This is a genomic window from Aminobacter sp. DSM 101952 (genome assembly GCF_001424795.1).
GTDB lineage: Bacteria > Pseudomonadota > Alphaproteobacteria > Rhizobiales > Rhizobiaceae > Aminobacter > Aminobacter aganoensis.
On sequence record NZ_LMCL01000012.1, the window covers coordinates 195,966 to 214,844 of the forward strand.

The 18,879-nt window shown below is 64.3% G+C and carries 20 protein-coding genes; 17 read left to right on the top strand and 3 right to left on the bottom strand.

Annotated elements, in window-relative coordinates; all coding sequences use genetic code 11:
• Window positions 1-31 precede the first annotated feature (31 nt).
• From ASC75_RS11090 to ASC75_RS11110, 5 genes are read left to right on the top strand one after another with little or no spacing between them, the layout of a single operon-like run.
• A complete protein-coding gene (locus ASC75_RS11090; RefSeq protein ID WP_055974539.1) occupies window positions 32-301 on the top strand; it encodes an AbrB/MazE/SpoVT family DNA-binding domain-containing protein in 270 nt (89 codons plus the stop codon).
• Window positions 279-698, top strand: a complete 420-nt coding sequence (locus ASC75_RS11095) for a type II toxin-antitoxin system VapC family toxin (RefSeq protein ID WP_055974542.1) — start codon at window positions 279-281, stop codon at window positions 696-698. The genes ASC75_RS11090 and ASC75_RS11095 overlap by 23 nt, the downstream gene beginning before the upstream one ends.
• A 13-nt stretch (window positions 699-711) precedes the next feature.
• Window positions 712-1,332 carry a Holliday junction branch migration protein RuvA gene (ruvA, locus tag ASC75_RS11100; protein ID WP_055974545.1) on the top strand — a complete coding sequence of 207 codons (621 nt, stop codon included), beginning with the start codon at window positions 712-714 and terminating at the stop codon, window positions 1,330-1,332.
• A gap of 40 nt (window positions 1,333-1,372) precedes the next feature.
• A complete protein-coding gene (gene ruvB, locus ASC75_RS11105) occupies window positions 1,373-2,413 on the top strand; it encodes a Holliday junction branch migration DNA helicase RuvB (RefSeq protein ID WP_055974548.1) in 1,041 nt (346 codons plus the stop codon).
• A gap of 3 nt (window positions 2,414-2,416) precedes the next feature.
• Window positions 2,417-2,908 (top strand): GNAT family N-acetyltransferase, encoded by a 492-nt coding sequence (locus tag ASC75_RS11110; protein ID WP_055974551.1) that lies wholly within the window; start codon window positions 2,417-2,419, stop codon window positions 2,906-2,908.
• A 78-nt stretch (window positions 2,909-2,986) separates the two neighbouring features.
• On the opposite strand, the gene ASC75_RS11115 is transcribed toward ASC75_RS11110, so the two are convergent.
• The 3 genes from ASC75_RS11115 to ASC75_RS11125 form a co-directional block, all read right to left on the bottom strand.
• Window positions 2,987-3,667 (bottom strand): hypothetical protein, encoded by a 681-nt coding sequence (locus ASC75_RS11115; protein ID WP_055974554.1) that lies wholly within the window; start codon window positions 3,665-3,667, stop codon window positions 2,987-2,989.
• On the bottom strand, window positions 3,664-4,698 hold the full coding sequence (locus tag ASC75_RS11120; RefSeq protein WP_156381201.1) for a hypothetical protein: 1,035 nt from the start codon (window positions 4,696-4,698) through the stop codon (window positions 3,664-3,666). The genes ASC75_RS11115 and ASC75_RS11120 overlap by 4 nt, the downstream gene beginning before the upstream one ends.
• A 71-nt stretch (window positions 4,699-4,769) precedes the next feature.
• The gene (locus ASC75_RS11125) at window positions 4,770-6,020 is read right to left on the bottom strand and encodes a cellulase family glycosylhydrolase (RefSeq protein ID WP_055974561.1); all 1,251 of its coding nucleotides are present in this window, start codon (window positions 6,018-6,020) and stop codon (window positions 4,770-4,772) included.
• A gap of 54 nt (window positions 6,021-6,074) precedes the next feature.
• Between ASC75_RS11125 and ybgC the strand changes: the two genes are divergently transcribed.
• From ybgC to glmM, 12 genes are all read left to right on the top strand, one after another.
• On the top strand, window positions 6,075-6,545 hold the full coding sequence (gene ybgC / locus ASC75_RS11130; RefSeq protein WP_055974564.1) for a tol-pal system-associated acyl-CoA thioesterase: 471 nt from the start codon (window positions 6,075-6,077) through the stop codon (window positions 6,543-6,545).
• A gap of 375 nt (window positions 6,546-6,920) precedes the next feature.
• A complete protein-coding gene (tolQ, locus tag ASC75_RS11135) occupies window positions 6,921-7,631 on the top strand; it encodes a protein TolQ (protein WP_055974568.1) in 711 nt (236 codons plus the stop codon).
• A 10-nt stretch (window positions 7,632-7,641) separates the two neighbouring features.
• The gene (gene tolR / locus ASC75_RS11140) at window positions 7,642-8,100 is read left to right on the top strand and encodes a protein TolR (RefSeq protein WP_055974571.1); all 459 of its coding nucleotides are present in this window, start codon (window positions 7,642-7,644) and stop codon (window positions 8,098-8,100) included.
• 8 nt (window positions 8,101-8,108) lie between these two features.
• Window positions 8,109-9,170 carry a hypothetical protein gene (locus ASC75_RS11145; protein WP_055974574.1) on the top strand — a complete coding sequence of 354 codons (1,062 nt, stop codon included), beginning with the start codon at window positions 8,109-8,111 and terminating at the stop codon, window positions 9,168-9,170.
• Between the two features lie 76 nt (window positions 9,171-9,246).
• Complete coding sequence (gene tolB, locus ASC75_RS11150) at window positions 9,247-10,524, top strand: Tol-Pal system beta propeller repeat protein TolB (RefSeq protein ID WP_244487824.1); 1,278 nt, start codon at window positions 9,247-9,249, stop codon at window positions 10,522-10,524.
• Between the two features lie 252 nt (window positions 10,525-10,776).
• A complete protein-coding gene (gene pal / locus ASC75_RS11155) occupies window positions 10,777-11,286 on the top strand; it encodes a peptidoglycan-associated lipoprotein Pal (protein WP_055974579.1) in 510 nt (169 codons plus the stop codon).
• Between the two features lie 159 nt (window positions 11,287-11,445).
• Window positions 11,446-12,501 (top strand): tol-pal system protein YbgF, encoded by a 1,056-nt coding sequence (ybgF, locus tag ASC75_RS11160; RefSeq protein ID WP_055974582.1) that lies wholly within the window; start codon window positions 11,446-11,448, stop codon window positions 12,499-12,501.
• Complete coding sequence (gene tilS, locus ASC75_RS11165) at window positions 12,495-13,850, top strand: tRNA lysidine(34) synthetase TilS (RefSeq protein ID WP_244487810.1); 1,356 nt, start codon at window positions 12,495-12,497, stop codon at window positions 13,848-13,850. The genes ybgF and tilS overlap by 7 nt, the downstream gene beginning before the upstream one ends.
• A gap of 105 nt (window positions 13,851-13,955) precedes the next feature.
• Complete coding sequence (gene ftsH / locus ASC75_RS11170) at window positions 13,956-15,890, top strand: ATP-dependent zinc metalloprotease FtsH (protein ID WP_055974585.1); 1,935 nt, start codon at window positions 13,956-13,958, stop codon at window positions 15,888-15,890.
• A gap of 107 nt (window positions 15,891-15,997) precedes the next feature.
• Window positions 15,998-16,507, top strand: a complete 510-nt coding sequence (locus ASC75_RS11175; protein ID WP_055974588.1) for a hypothetical protein — start codon at window positions 15,998-16,000, stop codon at window positions 16,505-16,507.
• 8 nt (window positions 16,508-16,515) lie between these two features.
• Window positions 16,516-17,268, top strand: coding sequence for a hypothetical protein (locus ASC75_RS11180; RefSeq protein ID WP_156381202.1), 753 nt, complete (start codon window positions 16,516-16,518; stop codon window positions 17,266-17,268).
• Window positions 17,269-17,440: 172 nt separating this feature from the next.
• On the top strand, window positions 17,441-18,793 hold the full coding sequence (gene glmM, locus ASC75_RS11185; RefSeq protein WP_055974593.1) for a phosphoglucosamine mutase: 1,353 nt from the start codon (window positions 17,441-17,443) through the stop codon (window positions 18,791-18,793).
• The last annotated feature ends 86 nt before the right edge of the window (window positions 18,794-18,879 follow it).

Consider the following 18,879-nt stretch of genomic DNA (forward strand, 5'->3'; position numbering starts at 1 on the left):
GACACGTAAGTAATACCAACGAGGTATTACCATGCGCGTGACGACCAAAGGCCAGGTGACCATCCCCAAGGAGATCCGCGACCGGCTTGGCATCGAGCCCGGCTCGGAGGTGGATTTCGTGACCGATCAGGAAGGTGCCCGCATCGTCCCGATCCGGCCGGCACAAACGCCCGAGGAAAGGGCGCAACAGTTCAAGCAATGGTTGGATCGTGTTGCAGGTACGGTCGATCTCGGTGGCATGACCGCTGACGACTACATGGAATGGCTGCGGGGGCCGCGTGACGATCTCGACCCTCGTTGACACCAACATCTTCATCGACGTCTTGCTGCCGGAACAACTCAGGGGCGGCTGGTCCGCGAGGCATCTCGAGGTGTGTTTCCATGCAGGCGAAATCGCGATCAACCCGATCATCTGGTCGGAACTCGCATCGCCGGTGCGCGACCAAGCAGGCCTCGAAGGCGCCCTGGCGTGGCTCAAGCCACGTCGCGAACAAATCCCATGGGACGCCGCCTTCCTCGCCGGACTGGCGCATGCGAGATACCGGCGTTCGGGTGGAACCCACGACCGCACCTTGCCCGACTTCCTCATCGGCGCGCATGCGCAGGTGGCCGGACACAGGCTGTTGACGCGCGACGCCACGCGCTACCGCAACTACTTCCCCGACCTCGACATCATCGCACCCGACACCCATCCATGACGGAACGCAGCACATGATCGGCAAATTGAAGGGCACCGTCGACGAGATCGGCGAGGACTATTGCGTGCTCGACGTCCACGGCGTCGGCTACGTCGCTTATTGCTCAGCGCGGACGCTCGCCGCCCTGCCCGGGGCCGGCGAAGCCGCGGTCCTCCATATCGAAACCTATGTCCGCGAGGACATGATCCGCCTCTACGGCTTCAAGTCCGAGCTGGAGCGCGAATGGTTCAGGCTGCTGCAAAACAACGTCCCCGGCGTCGGCGCCAAGGTGGCGCTCGCCATCCTGTCGACGCTGGCGCCGGCCGATCTGGCCAATGCCATCGCGCTGCGCGACATCGCCATGGTCAGCCGTGCGCCCGGCGTCGGCAAGAAGGTCGCCGAACGCATCGTCACCGAACTCAAGAACAAGGCGCCGGCCTTCGCCGGGGAAGCCTCGGGCACCATCGGCCTCAAGCAGGAGCTCGGCGAGGGTGTCGCCCCTGCCCCGATCGCGGATGCGGTCTCGGCGCTGGTCAATCTCGGCTATTCCCGCGACATCGCCGCCAACGCCATTGCCGCCGCCATGAAGACCGCCGGCGACGACGCCGATTCCTCCAAGCTGATCCGTTTCGGCCTGAAGGAGCTGGCGCGGTGATTGCCTTGCCCGCAGACAGGCACCATGCGAGGACGAAGGCATGAACACGCCCACCCGCCTCATCACCCCGGAAAAGCGCGGCGAAGACGCCGACAACAGCCTGCGGCCGCAGACCCTGGACGATTTCGTCGGCCAAGCGGCGGCGCGCGCCAACCTGAAGATCTTCATCGAGGCTGCCAAGGGGCGTGGCGAGGCGCTCGACCATGTGCTCTTCGTCGGCCCGCCCGGCCTCGGCAAGACGACGCTCGCCCAGATCATGGCGCGCGAGCTCGGCGTCAATTTCCGCTCGACCTCGGGCCCGGTCATCGCCAAGGCCGGCGATCTCGCGGCACTGCTCACCAATCTCGAGGAACGCGACGTGCTGTTCATCGACGAGATCCACCGGCTCAACCCGGCGGTCGAGGAAATCCTCTATCCGGCGATGGAGGACTACCAGCTCGACCTGATCATCGGCGAAGGCCCGGCGGCGCGCTCGGTCAAGATCGACCTGGCGAAATTCACGCTCGTCGCCGCCACCACCCGGCTTGGCCTGCTCACCAACCCACTGCGTGACCGCTTCGGCATCCCGACCCGGCTCAATTTCTACACGGTCGAGGAACTCGAACTGATCGTGCGCCGCGGCGCTCGCATTCTCGGTATGCCGCTCGCCGACGACGGCGCCATCGAGATCGCACGGCGCGCGCGCGGTACGCCGCGCATTGCCGGCCGTCTGCTGCGGCGTGTCCGCGATTTCGCAGCCGTCGCCGGCTCGGGTCCGGTCGACCGCCGCATTGCCGACGAGGCACTGTCGCGGCTCGAGGTCGATGCGCTCGGCCTCGACCAACTCGACCGGCGCTACCTGTCGATGATCGCGACGAATTTCGGTGGCGGCCCGGTCGGCATCGAGACCATCGCCGCCGGCCTGTCCGAGCCGCGCGACGCCATCGAGGACATCATCGAGCCCTATTTGATCCAGCAGGGCTTCATCCAGCGCACGCCGCGTGGCCGCATGCTGACGGCGAATGCCTGGAAACACCTTGGCCTCGACGTGCCGAGGGAGCTGTCCGTGCAGCAGATCAACCTGTTCCAGGAAGAGGATTGACACATGCTCGGCTATCGCCCGGGAGTGATAGCCGACATCGTCCGGTTGCACGCCGAATATTACGCCCGGGAATGGGGCTTCGGCTTGCTCTTCGAAGCCAAGGTCGCCGGCGAGTTGTCGGCCTTCCTGCGCGACTTCAGGCAAGGCCAGGATTTCTTCGCCGCCGAATACGCCGACGATGGCAGCCTGCTGGGCACGATCAGCATCGAAGCGTCCACGCCAGTCGAGCCGCTGGCGCATCTGCGCTGGTTCATCACCAGCGACGGCGCGCGTGGCACCGGCCTCGGCCGGCGGCTGATGGAACAGGCCATGGCGCATGTCGGCGCCAGAGGCTTTCCAGGCGTCTACCTCACGACATTCGCCGGGCTCGGCCCCGCGCGCCATCTCTACGAGTCCTTTGGCTTCACCCTCGTTGCCGAGGAGGAGCGCGACCAATGGTCGGGCGGCGTGCGCGAACAGCGTTTCGAGCGACGCCGCACGGGCGCTGGATCTTGATCACACGCCGCGTTTCTTCCAGGGCGGCAGCGACCAGACCTTCTCGGACAGCCTGGGCTTCGGCATCGTGCCGCCGCGCTACAGTGCCTGCTCCACCGGGAACGGCGTCGGCTCCCAGATGCGGGCGAAGCCTTTGGGCAGTTTGGCCATGCGCGCTTCTTCCCAGTTGGCCAGTTGCCGGGCAATAGCAAGCCTGTCGCCTTTGTCGAGCGCCGGCCCGAGCCCATCGACGACCGCCGCCACTTCCGCTTCGGCAAAGCCTGGAATGCACCACAAGGATCGGCCATTCCTGAGATCGTCGAGCTTGGCCCTTGCCGTCTCCAGATCGCCACGCGCCGCATGCAGGCAGGCGCCGCGCAGTTCGTCGATCTCGAAATGGCGATACGGGAGCGGCTTGGTTTCGACATAGGCGACCAGATCGTCCAGCGTCTGGATGCTTCGAAAGATGGGCAGCACCACACTTTCAAGCTTTGAGATGAAGTATTCCGGCATATCGGGATCGTCCCACAGCCAAAGACCTGGGCTGTCCCGATAGAGACGCTCGCCCCAGTTGAGTGGGAAGTTGCCGACTGGTTCGCAGAAATGGGTGACGGCCCATTGGGGGACGACGAAGGAATCGTGGTCACGGCTCAGCATGACAATTCCGCGAAGCACATGCCTGATCGGCTTCATGACAATCCAGCGGCCGATCATCCCGAGATCCGGATGGCGTTTCAGAACGGGGCCGAGACGACGCTTGATGAGTTCCGAAGCGGTCATTCGTAAGGCCTCACTTCGATGATGACGATCGGACGGCCAAGATAGGCAAGCCGCCTCGCAAACTCGATGGCCCGGCTGCGGCTAAGCCCCCGTCTTCCTGTTTTGAGATCATAAACACAGATCGGGCCAACATCTCGATCTTCCAAAACATCGACGCGCACCGCGCTGAAATCGATCACGGTCTCCTCGATTCGTTTCAGCAAAGACTGTTCCGACCTTAGGGTCGGATCGTTGAGAGCTACGATTTTGTTATGTAACCGCGTATGCACTGCCGTGCCGAACACCGTGGCACTCGAATACGGCCCGGCGAGCCTGGCCTCCTGCATCGCTTCGTCCGACAGCCTTTGGACGAGTTCGAGCTTGGTGCAGACCTTCTCCGTCTCTGCGCGCGAGAGTATGCCGACAAAGCTCAACGGCGTCAGCAACGACCCGTTCGGCCGGAATTCCTTGGCCGTAAATGCAAGGCACGCCTTCTGGTCGCGCGTATTGCCAACCGAAAGGTGATTGTAGAGCTGCCGCCCCGCCTCGAAAGCTTGCCGAGCAACCGGCGCATTGACACGTTGAATCACAGGCAGGGACATCGGCCCTGTCGGCGTCCACACCGTTTTGCTGACCGGATTGCCTGCGCCATCCGTCACGGTTTGTGTCGCGCCTTCGGTCTGGAAGACGAAACGCCTTCCTCCGGCCAGGGTCACCGTGTGCCGGACGTGGGGATTTGCCGGGCTATGTCGTGGGCCAGCACGCGTCGCAACGCGTGCTGGCGCTACGCCCACCGCGGCATCCCTACCTGGCGTCTTGATGGGCGGCGTTCCAACTCCACCGGGGTTGCGGTTCGGCCGCGAGCGTCCCGCACCTCCACCGCCGTCCGTCCACTGCCCCCCGTCGGGATCTCCGGCGGGCACGCGCGGTTGGCTTGGATTGAAGCCGGCTTTCAGCCGAAGGCGCAGCAGTTTGATGTCCACGTCAAGCGCAGCATGTCTTGCGCGGAGCTTTCTGAGCGCCTGGTCTTCACTTGTGTTCGTCATGCTCATCCCATCGCCAAACAAAGGCAATGGTACAAGAAAATATTCCTACAATCAATGATAGAAATCAGGACCCAAGTTCACCTCAGCTTCCTGATCGCCTCCAGCACGCCCGGCTCAGCCTTCCGGCCTTCGAATTCATCGACGATGCCGAAGGCGCCGCCATAGCCCCAGATCGACCAGGCAAAGCCATGCGCCTCGGCACGGGCGATCATGTCGCCGACATAGGCAGCACGCCAGGACCCAGGCATGACGAATGGATTGCCGTACTCCTGGCGGATCATGCCGAACTCGCCGAGATAGATGTTCTCAGGCGCAATGCCGTTCTTGCTGGCCCAGTCGGAAACCAGCCGAAACGGCGTATCGAGCAGCGCGTCTAGCTTGGCCTTGGTGTCGAGGGTGGCCACCTGCTCGTCGAGATAGGACAGCAGGCCGGAACGGCGCAGCAGGGGTGCTTCGGACCTGATCTTTTCCCTGACCTTCTCGAGCGCGGTGTCGAGTTCGGCGCGTGGCACGGCATGCGGCGGATAAGGCAGCCCGGTGACGTAGGGAATGAAGTCTCCGGCCCAGGTCGCGCCCTGGTGGGTGAGCAGGAAGGGCGCGTAACTGTGAAAGGTCCAGATGACGTTGTCGTCCGGGATGTCCTTCGGGTCGATGGCCGCGAGACCTTCGGCACTGGCCCAGCAGCCGCCCGACAACACCAGCGTCAGCCGCGTCGCCGAGGCGCGAGCGGCAGCGTAGAGGCGCTTGAGGCGCCCGGGCCAGGCCTTGGTTTGCCCCGGCTCGCAATCGACGACCGGCTCGTTCATCAGTTCGAATGCGACCAGGGCCGGGTCCTCCCCGGCAAGCGTGAGCCCCATCTGGCGGACAAGGTCGACGTAACCGTCGAACAAGGAAGGGTCGTCCATGACCTGGGCCATGCCGATCTTGCGGTTGCCGCCGGCGGGAAAGAGATGGAGATCGACGACCGCCTTGAGCCCCGCCGCATTGACGAGCCGGGCCGATTCCAGAACGCTTTCGAACAATCGCTCGCGCAGCGCCCCGGTCTTTTCCGACAGGAGGACCGAAGGGTCGACGGGAATGCGCACGACGTCGAAACCATCGGCCTTAAGCTGCTCGAAGTCGGCAGCGCCGAGCCGCTTGCGCCATTCGGGAAACGGTAGGATGGCCTCGGCATCGCCCCAGCGGGCCTCGTCCGGCCAGGTGTCCCAGATGTCGAGATTGATGCCGCGCTTCATTGAAAACGTCGCCGCGCCCGCCGCGCAGACCGACAGCGCCAGCGCCAGCAACGCCACGAGTGAGGTCTTGATCATCGCCACTATTGCTGCCATCCGGTTCGCTACAGACAAGACTGGTGCCCAAAAGCCCCGAAAAAGGAAAGTCCCATGGCCGATCATGGTGAAGAAGACGCGCTGGCTGCCGGCCTTTCCGGTACGCTGACGCCATTCGGGCATCGGCTGGCGGCGCGGGTCTATTATGCCGACACCGACTTCTCTGGCGTCGTCTACCATGCGCGCTATCTCGAGTTCTTCGAGCGCGGCCGCTCGGATTTCCTTCGCCTTGCCGGCGTCCACCACACCGAGCTCGCCGACGGCAAGCATGGCGAGAAGATCGTCTGGATCGTGCGCCGCATGGAGATCGACTTTCGCGCCTCGGCGCGGATCGACGACGTGCTGACGATCGACACCCGCACGGTGGAGATTTCGGGTGCCCGTATCACCATGGCCCAGCAGTTGAAGCGCGGCGACGAAGTGCTGGTCGAAGCCAGGGTCGAGGCGGCGATCATCGGCGAAAACGGCCGCCCCAGGCGCTTCCCCAAGGACTGGATCGAAGTCTTCATGCCCGCGGCGTCCTGAAGCGGTCGCATCCGACGCCGATCCGATGTCTGCTGGCATGGCCCAGCACCCTCGAAGAGATGCGCCGATCACAAGATCGTGTGACGCCAGGGCGGCGATTCCGGCCACCAACCCGCCGCAGGCCTTGCTGCGGATGGCGACACGTTAGCGCGGCGGCATATTCCTAACCCATCCTTAACCATAACGGTCCATTAAGGGCTCAGTGAAAGTCGTAAGGATTCCGAGCGGCCTTCCTTTCACCAAATTTCGCCCCGAAAAGGCCGCGAAAGGCGCATTTTGGGGCACTTCCGGAAGCTTCGCGCGAACGGACCACGACGGGATGATGCGCTAGGGCTGGCCGAAAGCCAGCCTCGGAAATCTAAGGACTGTTACACGATGGAAAACCTACCTCTCGCCCAGACCGGCGCGGAATTGTCGATCTGGGCGCTGTTCTGGCAGGCCGGCTGGGTGGTCAAGCTGGTGATGCTGGGCCTGCTCGGCGCGTCGGTGTGGACCTGGGCCATCATCGTCGACAAGCTGGTCGCCTATAACCGCATGCGCGCGGCGCTGAACCGCTTCGAACAGATCTTCTGGTCCGGCCAGTCGCTGGAAGAGCTCTACCGCAACCTGTCGGATCGCAAGACCACCGGCATGAGCGCGATCTTCGTCTCCGCCATGCGCGAGTGGAAGAAGAGCTTCGAGAAGGGCGCCAAGTCGCCGCTGGCGCTGCAGACTCGGATCGACAAGGCGATGGACCTGGCGCTGACGCGCGAGATGGAGCGGCTGGAAGGCCGCCTCGGCTTCCTCGCCACCATCGGCTCGGCCGCCCCCTTCATCGGCCTGTTCGGCACCGTCGTCGGCATCATGACCTCGTTCCAGGCCATCGCCGGCTCGAAGTCGACCAACCTCGCGGTCGTCGCCCCCGGCATCGCCGAGGCGCTGCTGGCCACCGCGATCGGCCTGCTGGCCGCCATTCCCGCCGTCATCGCCTACAACAAGCTGTCATCAGACGCCGGCAAGATCGCCGTCCGGATGGAAGGCTTTGCCGACGAGTTCTCCGCCATACTCTCGCGCCAAATCGATGAAAAAGTCGCGCAGCGGGCCTGAGGAGTAGACCATGGGTATGTCAGTTAGCGCGGGCGGTTCGGGCCGCGGCGGGCGCGGCCACCGGCGGCGCGGCCGCCATCACGGCCTGATGTCCGAAATCAACGTCACGCCCTTCGTCGACGTCATGCTGGTGCTGCTCATCATCTTCATGGTGGCCGCACCGCTGATGACCGTCGGCGTGCCGATCGACCTGCCCGAGACGGCCGCCAAGGCGCTGAACTCGGAAACGCAGCCGATCACCATTTCGATCAACGAAGCCGGCCAGGTCCACATCCAGGAGACCGAGATTCCGATCGACGAGGTTGTCGCCAAGCTCGGCGCCATCGCCAAGGCCGGCTACGAGGAGCGCATCTACGTGCGCGGCGACAAGACCGCCGACTACGGCACGGTGATGAAGGTCATGGCTCGCATCCAGGCCGCCGGTTACAACAAGATCGGCCTCGTCACGCTGCAGGAACAGGACCAGTAGCCCGCAAAATGAAGACCGGCCTCACGACATCTGTGGTTCTGCATGCAGCGATGCTGGGCTTCGGCCTGTTCACGCTGTCGGCGCCCAGCGCCCTCGAAGTCGCCGACGTCGAGGCGTTCCCGGTCGACATCGTGCCGGTGGAATCGATCACCCAGATCCAGAAGGGCGACAAGAAGGCCCCGGCCAACGAAAAGCCGGCGCCCAAGCCGACCAGCCGTCCCGACATCGTGCCCGATGCCCAGAATGTCGGCGACAACAAGATCGACAGCGACAAGCCGGCGACGCCCGAGCCGACCCAGAAGGAGGTCGACGTCGCGGCAGCGCCCCCACCCTCGCCCAAGCCCGAGCCGAAGCCGGCCGAAAAGCCGAAGCCCGAGCCGGCGAAGCAGGCCGAGCCCAAGCCGACGCCCGTGCCGGCGACGGAAGTGACGCCCGAGCCGCAGCCCAAGCAGGATGTCAAGCCGGACCCGGTTGCCGAGACGATCGTCAACGACCAGGCCGAGGCGGAAGCCGTGAAGCTGCCGGAAAACGCGCCGGCGCCCGAAGCCAAGCCCAAGCCGCCCCAGGCCCAGACGGCCAAGACGCCCGACCGCAAGCAGGACGACAAGCAGGCCCAGGAGGCCGCGTCGAAGCCGAAGTCGGAAGAGAAGGAATTCAACGCCGACGAGGTCGCCGCCCTGCTCAACAAGCAGAAGCCTTCGGGCGGCGGCGCCAAGCGCTCAACCGAGCAGGCATCGCTCGGCGGCAAGAAGGACACCGGCGGCAACAAGCTCAGCCAGAGCGAGATGGATGCGCTGCGCGGCCAGATCCAGCGTTGCTGGAACGTGCCGGCGGGCGCCATGGATGGCGGCGCGCTCAAGGTTTCCGTCCAGTTCAAGCTGAGCCAGACCGGCGAGATCGAAGGCCGGCCGGAGATCATCTCCGGCGGTGGCGCCGCCGGCATCGAACGCGCGGCAGCGGAATCGGCCCGTCGCGCCGTGCTGCAATGCGCCCCCTACAATCTTCCCGCCGACAAATACGAAGCCTGGGCGGATGTCATCGTCAACTTCGACCCAAGCGAGATGTTCTGAGCGCCTGGCGCTCACCCGGAACTAAGAGGCCTGTCTTATGAAGCATGTAATCAAAGCGATCCTCCTGATCGGCGCCATGGCGAGCGGCATGACCGCGTTCGCCACCTTGCCCGCTCGCGCGCTGGTCGAGATCGACGTCAACAAGGGCAATGTCGAGCCGCTGCCGATCGCCATCACCGACTTCCTGTCGAGTGACGCGATGGGCGCCGAGATCGCCGGCATCGTCGCCGCTGACCTGCAGCGCTCGGGCCTGTTCGCGCCGATCGACAAGGGCGCCTTCATCGAGAAGATCTCGAACCCCGACGTCGCCCCGCGCTTCGACGACTGGAAGGTCATCAACGCCCAGGCACTCGTCACCGGCCGCGTCAGCCAGGAGGCCGATGGCCGCCTCAAGGCCGAGTTCCGGCTGTGGGACACCTTCGCCGGCCAGCAGCTCGCCGGCGAGCAGTTCTTCGCCAACAAGACCAACTCGCGCCGCATCGCCCACATCATCGCCGATGCGATCTACGAGCGCCTGACCGGCGAGAAGGGCTACTTCGACACCCGTGTCGTGTTCATCGACGAATCGGGCGCCAAGACCGCGCGCAAGAAGCGCCTCGCCATCATGGACCAGGACGGCGCCAATGTGCGCTATCTCTCGGACGGACGTTCGATGGCGATGACGCCGCGCTTCTCGCCGACGCGTCAGGAAATCACCTACATGTCCTACGAGAGCGGCCAGCCGCAGGTCTATCTGCTGCAGATCGAGACCGGCCAGCGCGAACTCGTCGGCAATTTCCCCGGCATGACCTTTGCGCCGCGCTTCTCGCCCGACGGCCAGAAGGTGATCATGAGCCTGCTGCGCGACGACGGCAATTCCAACGTGTTCTCGATGGACCTGCGCAGCCGCACCACCACGCGCCTGACGAACTCCAGCGCCATCGACACCTCGCCGTCCTATTCGCCCGACGGCTCCAAGGTCGTCTTCACCTCCGACCGTGGCGGCCAGCCGCAGATCTACGTCATGGGCGCCGACGGCTCGGGCCAGACCCGCGTCTCCTTCGGCGGCGGCAGCTATTCGACGCCGGTATGGTCGCCGCGCGGCGACCTGATCGCCTTCACCAAGCAGTCCGGCGGCCAGTTCCAGATCGGCGTGATGAAGACCGACGGCTCGGGCGAACGCATCCTGTCGACCGGCTTCCAGCAGGAAGGCCCGACCTGGGCGCCGAACGGCCGCGTCGTGATGTTCTTCCGCGACCAACCCGGCGGCGGCGGCCCCAAGCTCTATTCGGTCGACCTGACCGGCCGCAACGAACAGGCGATCCCGACCTCGGGCTTCGCCTCCGATCCGGCCTGGTCGCCGCTGCTCGACTGAACAGCCGCCGGTTAACCACGCGCCATCAGGCGCGACCAAAAGGACCAGGCGGCGTCAAATGCCCAATGACGCCGCCTTTCTGCCGCATTTCCGCCTAGGGTGCGCGGCGAAATGCACGTTTGACTGCAGCCGCTGCGGGGACGCAAAGGGCGAGCGGAAACTGAATTTTAACCACGTTTCTTGAATGCCGGTTAACTGCAACGTGGTTACTGGATGTTCAACGAAATCACTCGAATGCGAAGGAGAGGCGGGATGCGCCGTATCGCGAAATTTGCAACCAACCCCGTGGTCGTGGCGCTCGTAGCTTCGCTGGCGATCGCCGGCTGCGCCTCGAAGAAGACCCCCAACAATGCGGCCGACCTCGGCCTCGGCGGCGGCGCCGGTGCGGCGACCCCGGGCTCGTCCCAGGACTTCACCGTCAATGTCGGCGACCGCATCTTCTTCGACACCGACTCCTCGTCGGTTCGTGCCGACGCGCAGGGCATCCTGAGCCGCCAGGCACAGTGGCTGAACCAGTATCGCCAGTATGCGATCGTGGTCGAAGGCCATGCCGACGAGCGCGGCACCCGCGAGTACAACCTGGCCCTGGGCGCCCGTCGCGCCGCGGCCACCCGCGACTACCTGATCTCGCAGGGCGTTGCCTCGAACCGCCTCAAGACGATCTCCTACGGCAAGGAACGTCCGGTCGCCGTCTGCGACGACATCTCCTGCTGGTCGCAGAACCGTCGTGCCGTCACGACGCTCTCCGGCGCCGGCAGCTGAGCGGCCAAATAGCGACACAGTCGAACGAAAGGCGGTCTTCGGGCCGCCTTTTGCTTATCGGGGCCTTTGAAACAAAATTTGGCCGAAGTCTCCGGTCCTGATAAACGACGAGAGCGCATCGGCGCGAAACAACCATTTCCGTTCCACGGCGAGAGGCTAATGCATTTTCGATCAATCCTGAGTGGCACGCTTGCCATCTTCCTATTGTCCGGGGCCGCGGCGCATGCGCGCGACGGCATCGGCATCGACCTTCCGAAAATCGGCCTGCCGGGCGTCTTCGGCAGCAAGACTGAGAACCACGAAGCCCCGATCCAGCTTGCCCAGGCAGGCGATCCGCGCGTCACCACGCTTGAAGAAGAAATCCGCAAGCTCAACGGCAGCATCGAGGAACTGAACTTCCAGATCCTGCAGATGCAGGAGCAGATGCGGAAAATGCAGGAAGATAACGAGTTCCGCTTCCAGGAACTCGAGGGCGGCGGGCAAAAGAAGTCCGACGCCTCCGGCACCACCAACAACAGCTCGATCGTTGAGGCGCCCACGGCGCCTCAATCGGGTCAGGCGCAGGCCGCCGCACCCGCCACCAACGGCCAGAGCGTCGAGGACGTCATCGTCGATTCCGGCACCGGCGAACCCGGCACCACCATCGAGGGCGGCGGTACGGGCGCCCCACCGCGGACCTTCGGCACCATCACCGTCGACAAGAACGGAAATGTCGTTTCCGACTCGATCGACCAGCAGGCGGCAACGCCGGCGCAGCCGCAGGCCCCGGCCGCCGCACAGCCGGCACAGCCCAAGGCCAATGGCACGGCGGTGGCGGCACTGCCCTCTACGGACGACCCCGACGAGCTCTACCGCAATTCCTATCAGTTCGTGCTTTCCGGCGACTACACCACCGCCGAAGAAGGCTTCCGCGACCATATCCAGCGCTTCCCGGCCGACCCCAAGACGGCGGATGCACGCTTCTGGCTCGGCGAGTCGCTGCTCGGCCAAAAGAAATACCGCGACGCTGCCGAAATCTTCCTCAGCGCCAGCAAGGAATACCCCAAGTCCAAGAAGGCCCCCGAAATGATGCTGAAGCTCGGCGTTTCGCTGGTCGGCCTGAAGCAGCGTGAAGTTGCCTGCGCCACCTTCGGCGAAATCGGCAAGCGCTACCCCAATGTCTCCGGCGCGATCAAGGAGCGGGTCAAGCAGGAACGGGCCCTCGCCGCGTGCTGACGCAGCCCACCGGCACCGATTTTTTCCCAGACTTTTCCGGTTTCGACTTCGCCGCGCATACGACCATCGTCGCAGCGGTTTCCGGCGGCAGCGATTCGACCGCCCTGCTTCTCCTTCTCCAAGCCCATCTCGCCCGGCACGCGCCTTCGACGCAGCTGATGGCCGTCACCGTCGACCACGGGCTCCGGCCCGACTCGGGCGCGGAGGCCGAACAGGTGGCACGGCTTTGCGCGTCCCATGGCATCGCCCACCGCACGATGCGGTGGCGCGGCGACAAACCCTCGACAGGCATCCCGGCCGCGGCACGAGACGCGCGCTACGATCTCCTGGCCGAGGCCGCGCGCGCGGCAGGCGCAACGGTCGTCGCCACCGGGCATACCGCCAACGACCAGGCCGAGACGGTGCTGATGCGGGGCATGCGCGGCGCCGGGCGCGGCAGCGCCGGCATGGCGCCGGCAACCCTGTTCGATGGCGGCATCTGGATCGTCCGGCCGCTGCTCGGCCAACGCCGCGACAGGCTGCGCGCGGCACTGAGCATACGTGGCATCGGCTGGCTCGACGACCCGACCAACACCGACCTCGCCTATGAGCGCCCGCGCGTGCGGCTGTCGCTCGGCGACGAAGGCAGAGAACGTATCGAACAGGCCCTTGCAGAAGCGCAGCAAGCTGGCGAAACGCGGACCGAACTCGGCGAGCGAGCGGCCAAGCTGATGGCCGGGCTGGCAGGCAAGGTGGCCCCGGGACTGCTCCGCCTCGATCCTTCGTTCCTCCACGCGCCCGACAGGGACGCGGCATGTTACGCCCTGCGCATCCTGATCGCGGTCGCCGGTGGCGTGCCTCACCTGCCCGACGAGACCCGCGTCCAGGGCCTGCTGGCGCGTCTGGCGAACAATATTGCGGCCGACAAGCCGGCCCGCGCCACATTGTCGCGCGCCCTGGTCGATGCACGCCGGACCGGGATCTTCGTCCTGCGCGAGGACCGCGGCCTGCCGGCGCCTGCCACGCTCGCCGGCGGCATCTGGGACGGCCGCTACAGGCTTAAGCCAGTAGAACAGGGAACCGGTTTGGCGGTCGCGCCTGTCGGTCCAATCACGGCGAGGACGTTGCCGGTCGAGGCGACGGCGCCGGAAAGTCTTGTCCGGTCCGCACTTGCGGCCGAGCCGGCATCGTGGCGGGGGGAAGCCTTCGCCGGCTTGCTGTCACGGGAAGGTACCAACCCGGTTGCCGCGCCCTGGGCGCGGTTCCTGCCGGCCTTTGATCTCGCCCCTGCGCGGGCTCTCCAAAATTTGATCGGCACCGCATATGTCCCGGCCCCGCCATGCCGTGGCCACATTGGCGTTGGAGCTTAACCGAGACTTAGGGACGCGCTTGGCAATGTGGCAGCCCGTGCCTATGTTAGGGGCAAGCTTACTCACACCATGCGCGTTCTCTCGCGGACGCCAACGGGACATTCGATGAATCCGAACTATCGCAACTTCGCGCTGTGGGCGATCATAGCCGTTCTACTCATCGCCCTGTTCAATCTGTTCCAGACCCCGCAGACCCGCGGCGCGTCGAGCGAAGTGGCCTATTCGCAGTTCCTCCAGGATCTGAATTCGGGCCGCGTCAAGACGGTGACGATTGCCGGCGACCGCATCAGCGGCACCTATATCGACAACTCGACAGGCTTCCAGACCTACTCGCCCGGCGACCCGACGCTGGTGTCGCGGCTTGAGGAAAAGAACGTCACCATCAACGCCCGCCCCGAGAATGACGGCTCCGGCTCGATCTTCTCCGTGCTGTTGTCCTGGCTGCCGATGATCCTGATCCTCGGCGTGTGGATCTTCTTCATGCGCCAGATGCAGTCCGGTTCCGGCCGCGCCATGGGCTTCGGCAAGTCGAAGGCCAAGCTCCTGACCGAGGCGCATGGCCGCGTCACCTTCGGCGACGTCGCCGGTGTCGACGAAGCCAAGGAAGACCTCGAAGAAATCGTCGAGTTCCTGCGCGACCCGCAGAAGTTCCAGCGCCTCGGCGGCAAGATCCCGCGCGGCGTGCTGCTCGTCGGCCCTCCCGGCACCGGCAAGACCCTGCTTGCCCGCTCCGTCGCCGGTGAAGCCAATGTGCCGTTCTTCACCATCTCCGGTTCGGACTTCGTCGAGATGTTCGTCGGTGTCGGCGCGAGCCGCGTCCGCGACATGTTCGAGCAGGCCAAGAAGAACGCGCCCTGCATCATCTTCATCGACGAAATCGACGCCGTCGGCCGCCATCGTGGCGCCGGCCTCGGCGGCGGCAACGACGAGCGCGAGCAGACGCTGAACCAGTTGCTGGTCGAGATGGACGGCTTCGAAGCCAACGAGTCGATCATCCTGATCGCCGCGACCAACCGGCCCGACGTTCTCGATCCCGCGCTGCTGCGTCCGGGCCGCTTCGACCGTCAGGTCGTGGTGCCGAACCCCGACATCGTCGGCCGCGAGAAGATCCTCAAGGTTCACGTCCGCAACGTGCCGCTGGCGCCCAATGTCGACCTCAAGACGGTCGCCCGCGGCACCCCCGGCTTCTCCGGCGCCGACCTGATGAACCTCGTCAACGAATCCGCCCTGATGGCAGCGCGCCGCAACAAGCGCCTCGTCACCATGCAGGAGTTCGAGGACGCCAAGGACAAGATCATGATGGGCGCCGAGCGCCGCTCCTCGGCCATGACCCAGGCCGAGAAGGAGCTGACCGCCTATCACGAATCCGGCCACGCCATCCTGGCGCTCAACGTGCCGGCCGCCGACCCGCTGCACAAGGCGACCATCATCCCGCGCGGCCGCGCGCTCGGCATGGTCATGCAGCTGCCGGAAGGCGACCGCTACTCGATGAGCTACAAGTACATGATCTCGCGTCTCGCGATCATGATGGGCGGCCGCGTCGCCGAGGAGTTCAAGTTCGGCAAGGAGAACATCACCTCGGGCGCGTCCTCCGACATCGAGCAGGCGACCAAGCTGGCCCGCGCCATGGTCACCCGCTGGGGCTTCTCCGACAAGCTTGGCCATGTCGCCTATGGCGACAACCAGGAAGAGGTGTTCCTCGGCCATTCGGTGGCGCGCACGCAGAACATCTCGGAAGAGACCGCCCAGATCATCGACGCCGAAGTGCGCCGCCTCATCGACGAGGCCTATTCGACGGCCAGGACCATCCTGACCAAGAAGAAGAAGGACTGGATCGCACTCGCCGAGGGCCTGCTCGAATACGAGACGCTGTCGGGTGAGGAGATCAAGCAGTTGATCGCCGGCAACAAGCCCGCCCGCGACATGGGCGACGACACGCCGACTTCGCGCGGCTCGGCCGTTCCCAAGGCCGGCTCGACCCGCGGCAAGAAGAAGGGCTCGGAGCCCGAAGGCGGCATGGAGCCCCAGCCGTCGAGCTGAGGCGCTGAGCTTCGCTGAATGCAAAAACGCCGCCGAGGAGACTCGGCGGCGTTTTTTTAATAACTGGCAAGCTGGGATTTGGAGCAGAAACGTGATGATATCCCAGTATGTATGCTGATCTCAGTATCCTCTACTGCGCCAACAAATCCTTTCCGGCCCCAAATCAGTGGCAATTCAGAAACGCCGATTGGATGGCTTTTGTATCGCCTCTCGATGTAGATGGGGCAACGATAGAAGGTCTGCAGTTCCGCGCCACGGCCATGCGAATAAGGCCGGATGAATTCGTCTCATTCCAACTCGAATACTATCCGCCGCGGCGGCAGCCAAAGGGCGGCCCATTTGCGCGAGTTGAATGGCGGCCACTTCGTGGTCACAACAACAAGATGATTGGCCCGCTGGAATTTCGCAACAAGGTCCAAAAGTGCACCCACCATCACGAATTCTGGCTCAACTGGCAACACAACCCAAACAGCGTCCGTAAGGGCGCATTGGATATCGCCGTCCCAGTTGAACCGGAACCAACCTATGAGGACATCGTTGCGTTTGTGGGCAAAGAGTTTAGCATCTCCAACATAGACTGGTTGCCGATACCGACTTGGTCGGGAGCCATGTTTTGAGCAAGCCCATGATTGAACTCGTCAATGAAACCAATACCGCGATCGATGTAGCGGTCAGAGAGATCGTTTCCACCGCTCATCGTTCAGAGGGCTCGTATGTGAGCCTCCCGCTGCTTTACCCAAGTGGCTCAACCGTTGTTGTGCGCGTGTCTGGTGGCCCAGCAAGATTTCTTGTTACTGACTTCGGTATGGGACACACCGAAGCAGAGATGATGGGCTGCGATCGAATTTACGTCAGGCAGGCTAGGGCCATCGCGGAGCGATCAGGCGTAGGCTTCGACGAGGATGCCTTCTTTGCAGTGCAGGTTAGCCAAGAGCAACTTGCTGGCGCTATCATAACAGTCGGGAATTGTTCGTCTGAAGCGGTAGCCGTTAGCGCATTCAAGCTGGCCGAAAAGGCAGCTACCGACGCATCCGAGTTCCTAATCTCAAAGCTCGAAACAGCATTTGGTCACGCCCAAGTTTCTCGCAAGGAGAAACTGGTGGGAGCCTCCAACCATGAATGGGAGTTCGCGGCAGCAGTCAAAGATGGTCGGCGTACAAGCCTGTTCGAATTTGCCACAAAGCACCCAAACTCAGTCGCCAATGTGGCCATGAAAATGGGCGACATTGCCCTTCTTGGCCACGCGCCACGGCGTATTGTGATGGTTCACAGCAAGGTCGAAATGGGCACATACTTGGGGGTTCTGGCGCATTCTGCGAGCATCGTTGAGGAAACGGTCTCTGTGGATCAGATACGCAAGCTAGCTGAGGCGGCATAAACGCCTCGGTCAGCACGCGCTAAGAGCTACCTTCCAACTCGGGATACCCCCTCCGCAAAAACCCCAACCCTTTTCTAAGCTTTTGTGACATAAAATCACCAAATGTGATGCGTTGGTCGGCCCAGCTTGTGGCAATGCAATCGCGGGTGGACTTCACGGGGACAGGCTAGACATGGCTGGACGCTATTTCGGCACCGACGGCATTCGCGGACGGGCCAACAAATTTCCGATGACGGCAGAGATCGCGATGAAGGTCGGCATGGCTGCCGGCCTGTCGTTCCAGCGCGGCAACCACCGCCACCGCGTGGTGCTGGGCAAGGACACGCGGCTGTCGGGCTACATGATCGAGAACGCGCTGGTGGCCGGGCTGTGCGCCGCCGGCATGGACGTGTTCCTGCTTGGCCCGATCCCGACGCCTGCCGTTGCCATGCTGGTGCGCTCGCTGCGCGCCGACATCGGCGTCATGATCTCGGCCTCGCACAACCCCTACCACGACAACGGCATCAAGCTGTTCGGCCCTGACAGCTACAAGCTCTCGGACGAGATCGAGGAACGCATCGAGGCGATGCTCGACCAGGACGTCGAGGCGCTGCTGGCCGATTCAGACGGCCTCGGCCGCGCCAAGCGCGTCGATGGCGTGCATGACCGCTACATCGAATTCGCCAAGCGCACCCTGCCCCGCTCGATGTCGCTGTCGGGCCTGCGCATCGTCGTCGACTGCGCCAATGGCGCGGCCTACAAGGTGGCGCCCGCGGCATTGTGGGAACTCGGCGCCGAAGTGATCGCCATCAATGTCGAGCCCAACGGCTTCAACATCAACGCCGAATGCGGCTCGACCCATCCGGCCGGCCTGCAGAAGAAGATCCATGAGGTCCGCGCCGACATCGGCATCGCGCTCGACGGCGACGCCGACCGCGTCGTCATCGTCGACGAGAACGGCACCATCGTCGACGGCGACCAGATCATGGCACTGATCGCCCAGTCGTGGCAGCAGAGCGGCCGCCTTGCCGGCGGCGGCGTGGCCGCTACCGTGATGTCCAATCTCGGCCTCGAGCGCTATCTCGGCGACCTCAACCTCGAACTGCACCGCACCAAGGTGGGCGACCGCTATGTCGTCGAACAGATGCGCGCGCACGGCCTCAACATCGGTGGCGAACAGTCCGGCCACATCGTGCTGTCGGATTTCTCGACCACCGGCGACGGGCTGGTGGCAGCGCTCCAGGTGCTGGCTTGCATCAAGCGCTCCAACAAGCCGATGAGCGAACTGAGCCGCACCTTCGAGCCGGTGCCGCAACTGCTCAAGAACGTGCGCTTCTCCGGCGGCAAGCCGCTCGAGGAAGCGCTGGTCAAGGCGGCGATCGAGGACGGCCGCAACCGGCTCGGCAAGACCGGCCGACTGGTGATCCGCCCCTCGGGCACCGAACCGCTGATCCGCGTCATGGCCGAGGGCGACGACCCGCAGCTGGTCGAGACCGTGGTCAACGACATCGTCGGCGTCATCGCCGAGAGCCGCTCGGCCGCCTGATACTTCCAACAACTTCGCCGATCCAAGAAAGCCCGCCTCGTGCGGGCTTTTTTGCTGTCGCGGACGCCGCTCGCGCAGTCCGGCAA